This window comes from Rhodopirellula sp. UBA1907, from assembly GCF_002337565.1.
Lineage (GTDB): Bacteria > Planctomycetota > Planctomycetia > Pirellulales > Pirellulaceae > Rhodopirellula > Rhodopirellula europaea.
The window spans coordinates 1-5,604 of sequence record NZ_DDGH01000071.1; the positions used below are offsets into that span (position 1 = coordinate 1).

The window sequence follows — 5,604 nt, forward strand, 5'->3', positions numbered from 1 at the left end:
GACTGAAGACAGAAAACCGCCTCGAGAATCCATGCCCATTTCGGTGTCAGTACCAAAGATTGGACAGTCCAGAGTTAGCCCCCGGTTGTACGTGGGAGCAACAACACTTCCCAACATGGTTGTAATGTCGAAAGACTCCAGCCGACCTGCTTAGCTTTCAACTCCGCCTTTTCGCACGTGGCGAGGGCGGATGATGTGGGTTGCCAGCCCGAGGGCTCCGAACAATCGGATCACGTAATAGTTGGGATCGATTTCCCACCAACGATGTTGAACCGATGCACTGGCCGGATCCGCGTGATGGTTGTTGTGCCAGCCCTCACCGGCGGTCAGCAAGCTGACAAACCAATTGTTTCGGCTGTCGTCGGTCGTTTGATAGTTTCGGTATCCAAACACGTGGGTGATCGAATTGACCGACCATGTGATGTGCCAAACCCAAACGGTTCGTGCGATCACTCCCCACACGAACACGCTGGCTGCCATCCGGTAGGCCTCCGCGTTATTGCCGTAGACGAGCATCGAAATCCCGACTGCCAACAGCGCGTACACAAACGCGTGTGCGAGATAGAACATTCCCGCCGGGCTGGGTAGTTTTTCGATCCATCGGTAGTAAGGGTCCGACAGAATGTCCCGGGCGTACTTTTCATACATCGAAAACGTTGCCATGCGTGTCCGACTTTCGTGCACCAACCATCGCACGTGAGCCCACATGAAGCTGATGCGTGGCGAGTGCGGGTCTTCCGCGTGATCGGAATGACTGTGGTGCATGCGATGCCAAGCCACCCAGTGCGCCGGCGTTTCTTGGGCGGTGCACATGGCCAACGTCACCAGCGTTCGCTCGAACCATTTGGGCGATCGAAAACTGCGGTGCGACAACATGCGGTGGTAACCGATCGGAATCGCCATTTGCCCGAAGACAATCACACCAACAACAAACGCAGCGACCCCGGCCCAAGAAAAGAAATAGGGCATCAAAACCAACAGCGTCAGCAAGTGCAGGGTCACGAAAAAGATCGTGTAATCCCAACGGATCGAACGCTTGGTTGGATCGCTGTAGGAATGCTCCTGCGAAGCCTTGCCGGTGGGAGCCGGAGATGCAGGTTGAGTTGGAGACTGCAAATCGACTTTGGGACTTCTCTGCCCAGTCTTTCCAGACCCAGCTGGAATCGTTGCCGCCTCGGTGGTCATCATGATACCTGGGATGAGTTCGCGGCTAAGAGGTTTGTTTCGATCAGAACCAGCCGTGTGCCCGATCGAGCCGCAGCATATCGTATCGAGGGTGGAAAGGAAGAACGATTCGCGTAGTCCCACAAACGCATCTCGGCAGGAGAACGCTTCGCGACGATGACACAAACTCTCCGGCTTCGGGTTTGTTGAAATGCTCGCGTCTCGATCGACGACGATTGTGTCGGGATCCAACCACGAAACCAGCCACTCCCTTCAAACCGGCAAGTCCAAATCCGGAGCGAATCGGCTATGGTGTTTCGTGTCGATGCAGCGAAACTGCGCATCGACTTTGACGACACAACCAGCCAGAGCCACCCTTCGTCCACGTCTGACCACTGATGGAAACCCAACCAAGCGAACCGATTGCATCCACCTCACCGTCTTTTGATCTGATTGTCCCCTGTGCGTTTGGATTGGAAGCCATCGTCAAACGGGAACTCAAAGGACTGGGCATCGACGCCAGCATCAGTGATTCCGGGCGGGTCTCTTTTCAAGGCTCTCACGAATCGATCTGCCGAGCCAATTTGTGGCTCCGCACGGCCGACCGGATTTTGATCCGTGTCGCTGAATTCCCCGCCGGTGATTTCGATGCGTTGTTCGACACGACTCGCGATATCCCGTGGGGAAACTTGCTACCCGCGGACGCTGCCTTTCCCGTCACCGGACGTTCGATCAAATCGACGTTGACCAGCGTTCCGGCATGCCAACGCAGCGTTAAGAAAGCCATCGTCGAAGCGATGATGCGTGATCACAGAACCAGCGAACTGCCTGAAACAGGACCGCTCTACAAAGTCGACGTGGCGATCGTGAAGGACGTCGCCACGCTGACCATCGACACGACGGGCCGCAGCCTTCACCGCCGCGGATACCGAACGCACATCTCCGCGGCTCCTTTGAAAGAAACGTTGGCCTCGGCGATGGTTTTGCTGAGCTACTGGCGAAACGGTCGTCCATTGATCGACCCGTTTTGCGGCAGCGGCACGATCCCGATCGAAGCCGCCCGGATTGGTCGCAACATGGCCCCAGGGCTGGAACGCGAATTTGCTTGCCAGGCTTGGCCTGATTTCTCAGCCGAACTTTGGTCGGACGCACGTGCCACCGCGGCCAGCCAAAGTCTTCCGCCGTTGGAAGAGAAAATTTTGGCCAGCGACATCGACGGTCGCGTCCTGACCGCCGCCCGAGACAACGCGATTCGCGCCTGCGTTCAAGACGACATTCACTTCCAAGCCATGCCGGTTCACGAGATCAGCAGCAAGAAAACGTTTGGCTGTGTAATCGCCAACCCGCCTTATGGCCAACGGATTGGTTCAGGTCAATCTTCACGCTTCGATTCCGAAGATCAAAACGGCGATGGCCCTGAGGATTGGGAACTCGACGAACTGTACGAGTCGTTGCCCGCCATCTTCGAGCGATTGCCGACTTGGTCGCGTTACATCTTGACCGCCTACTCCAATTTGGAGCATGCGATGGGTCGTGCCGCAGACCGTCGCAGGAAGCTTTACAATGGCCGCATCGAATGCACCTACTATCAATACCACGGTCCAAAACCCAGCCCGGCAGATAAACCCAACAAGACATCGCCGCCAGCAGTAACAGAAGCAAGCGAACAAACAACGCCAGCACCACCCGCGCCGGAACCACCCAAACCAAAGCCCAAGTCACCTTGACCTCAGTCACCACCCAAGTCTTGAACGCCGCTGCACGCATGATTCCCCACGGTGGTGAGCTCACAGGACCTGCCATACCGCAACTCGAAGAGTGAGAGACGTGATGTTCAGACGAACAAATCGATCGATACGAATCTGCGTGGAACACCGATCTGCAAAAGCGTTTTGCTGTGCCAATCCGATCTTGGCAACCACCGTTTGGATCGCCTCGGTGGTGTGCATTTCCGGCTTGGCGATGACGGCGGAAACCGACAAAGTTTTCCGCGCCGGTGCGTTCGCGATCGACATCACTCCTGAGAAGTTCCCGGTCAGCTCCTCGGGCAGCATGACGCACCGAGTGGCGAAACAAGCCCACGATCCGCTGCATGCTCGTTGCTTGGTGCTCGACGACGGCCAGACGAGCATCGCGTTGGTCACGTGCGACAGTTGCATGATCCCGAGAGAGATCTACGACGCGGCCAAGCAACTGGCGTCTGAATCAACCGGCATCGCTACCGATCACATTCTTTGCTCAGCAACCCACACGCACACCGCCGTGTCGGTCGCACCGACCTTTCAAAGTTTGGTGGAAGAGGACTACATCCCATTTTTGGTGGAGCGAATCGCGGAAGGGATCATCCAAGCCCATTCGCAATTGGAACCAGCACGAATCGGTTGGGCGATCGGCAACAATCCGAATCAAGTCTTCAATCGCAGATGGTTTCTGCGTCCCGGCGTCGCAATTGACGACCCGTTCGATTCAGGAACGGATCGAGTGCGGATGAACCCGAGCGCGAACAGCCGCTCTCTGCTTCAACCTGCCGGGCCGGTCGACCCGGAGGTTCCCGTCGTTGCCGTCCAAGCCCTCGATGGTCGGCCGATTGCGATGTGGGCAAACTACTCGCTGCACTACGTCGGTGGTGTTCCTCCCGAATCGCTCTCTGCGGATTACTTCGGCGAGTTCGCTCGCCAGTTTGCAAAAATGATCCTGGCCACTCAGAGCAAGCCACCTTTTGTCGCGGCAATGACCAACGGTACGAGCGGTGATATCAACAACGTTAATTTTTTCGAAGGCCGATCCCGCCAACCCCCGTTCGAGCAAATTCGATTGGTGGCCAACGACGTGGCGGCTTCCGCGGCGGTTGCCTACCAACGCGTCCAATTTGAAAACTGGGTGCCATTGGAGATGCGTGAGACCGAGATCGAACTTGGCGTTCGCCGTCCAGATACTGAAGAAGTTGCAAGAGCCAAGCAACTGCTCGCCGACGCCGGTGATAGCCCCAAGAATGATCGCCGCTTGATCTACGCGGGTGAAACATTGGATCTGGCCGAGTACCCGCCGACCGTGAAGGTGAAGCTGCAAGCGATTCGGATCGGAGGACTCGCCATCGTCAGCAGTCCCTGCGAAACGTTTGTGGAAACCGGACTGGCGATTAAGAAATCCAGCCCCTTCAAACCCACGTTCACGATTGAACTCGCCAATGGCTACAACGGTTACCTGCCCACGCCCGAGCAACATGCACTGGGCGGCTACGAAACCTGGCGGGCCAAATCGAGTTACCTTTCGGTCGATGCCGAACCGAAAATCCGAGAAACACTTCTCCAACTGCTCGATGAACTGAACACGTCACGACCACAATCGACCGTCGCACAATGAGCTCAAGAATCTGGTTGCCAAAGATCCCGTTGATTTGGGCGGTGATTGCTTGGGCCGGTGTCGCTCTGTCGTTGAACGCGTTGCCATTGGCTAAGTCCAGCGTCCACTGGATGATGCATCCCGAAACCGCTGATTCGCTGCAGTGGTGGGCATCTCAGGCCAACGCAGTCTTGTACTGCGTGACAGCAATTTTCTTTGCCTATGGTCCACCGGTCCGAGCAACGGTGGCCAGAACCATCGCACGACTATTCACGATTCTTTTTATCATCGTCGTGTTTCCATTTGTCGCGAGTTCCATCCAACGATTTTGGCACGTCCGACCCGATTCATGGGATCTGCTGCTCTGGCGACTGGACGATGATTGGAACCAAGGACGTGTCTTTGAATTCTTGGGCGAATCCATCGCGTGGCTGATCGCAATCGGTTCTTTGTGGCTGATCTCGGGATGGCGAAATGTTGCTCTGAAATCAAGAACCGCTGACGAAGACATCGCCCCCGAAAAGAACGCACGCCCCGTCACGATTCAACGTTTGATGGCGCTGACCGCGATGGCGGCCGGCTTCGCGGCTATCCTGCGTTGGTTGCAATGGTCCGCATCATCTCAGGACTTGGTTCGCATGGCTTCCGCCGTCGCGATCGCGTTGTCCATCGCCTGTGTCGGCGCATTCACAATGCGTCCAGGTCAGCGAAATCGTTTGTGGGAATGGGCTCTCGGCGCGACGCTGATACTGCTGACTTGGGGAGCATGGTTCGCCTATCGATTCTTTGCCGATTGGTATATTGGCGCGAGGTTTCCAATCGCATCCGATCTCTCTGATCGAATGCAGAGCATTATTCTTTCGCGATACCTGAAGACTGCCAATCTGAGAACCATTTCCTTCATTTGCCACGCGTTGATCGCTTGGACTTTTTTCGCGGTGCTGGGTTATCGCTTGCAAAGAACGCTACCCGATCACCCCAGTGTCGGCTCTAAGCAGTTCGGCAGGAATGATCGGGTACAACCTCACGTCGGCGAGTCTCTCTGAGACTCGCAAATGACAGCGTCTCGGAGAGACGCCGCTACGTGATAAAGCCCAA

The 5,604-nt window shown here is 56.2% G+C and carries 4 protein-coding genes; 3 read left to right on the forward strand and 1 reads right to left on the reverse strand.

The window, feature by feature from the left end:
• Positions 1 to 150: 150 nt before the first annotated feature.
• Entirely contained in the window at positions 151 to 1,188 is a 1,038-nt protein-coding gene (locus B2R17_RS15090; protein ID WP_286764634.1) for an acyl-CoA desaturase, read from the reverse strand.
• Positions 1,189 to 1,562: 374 nt separating this feature from the next.
• On the opposite strand from B2R17_RS15090, the gene B2R17_RS15095 reads away from it, so the two are divergent.
• From B2R17_RS15095 to B2R17_RS15105, 3 genes are all read left to right on the forward strand, one after another.
• Positions 1,563 to 2,891 (forward strand): THUMP domain-containing class I SAM-dependent RNA methyltransferase, encoded by a 1,329-nt coding sequence (locus tag B2R17_RS15095; protein WP_286764635.1) that lies wholly within the window; start codon positions 1,563 to 1,565, stop codon positions 2,889 to 2,891.
• A gap of 139 nt (positions 2,892 to 3,030) precedes the next feature.
• Entirely contained in the window at positions 3,031 to 4,527 is a 1,497-nt protein-coding gene (locus tag B2R17_RS15100) for a hypothetical protein (protein WP_286764636.1), read from the forward strand.
• Complete coding sequence (locus tag B2R17_RS15105; protein ID WP_286764637.1) at positions 4,524 to 5,552, forward strand: hypothetical protein; 1,029 nt, start codon at positions 4,524 to 4,526, stop codon at positions 5,550 to 5,552. Before B2R17_RS15100 ends, B2R17_RS15105 begins: the two co-directional genes overlap by 4 nt.
• Positions 5,553 to 5,604 lie beyond the last annotated feature (52 nt).

Excerpts from the sequence above, each read along its gene's own strand:
- B2R17_RS15090 (WP_286764634.1), bottom strand. The coding sequence starts at position 1,188 with ATGATGACCACCGAGGCGGCAACGATTCCAGCTGGGTCTGGAAAGACT.
- B2R17_RS15105 (WP_286764637.1), top strand. The coding sequence starts at position 4,524 with ATGAGCTCAAGAATCTGGTTGCCAAAGATCCCGTTGATTTGGGCGGTG.
- B2R17_RS15095 (WP_286764635.1), top strand. The coding sequence starts at position 1,563 with ATGGAAACCCAACCAAGCGAACCGATTGCATCCACCTCACCGTCTTTT.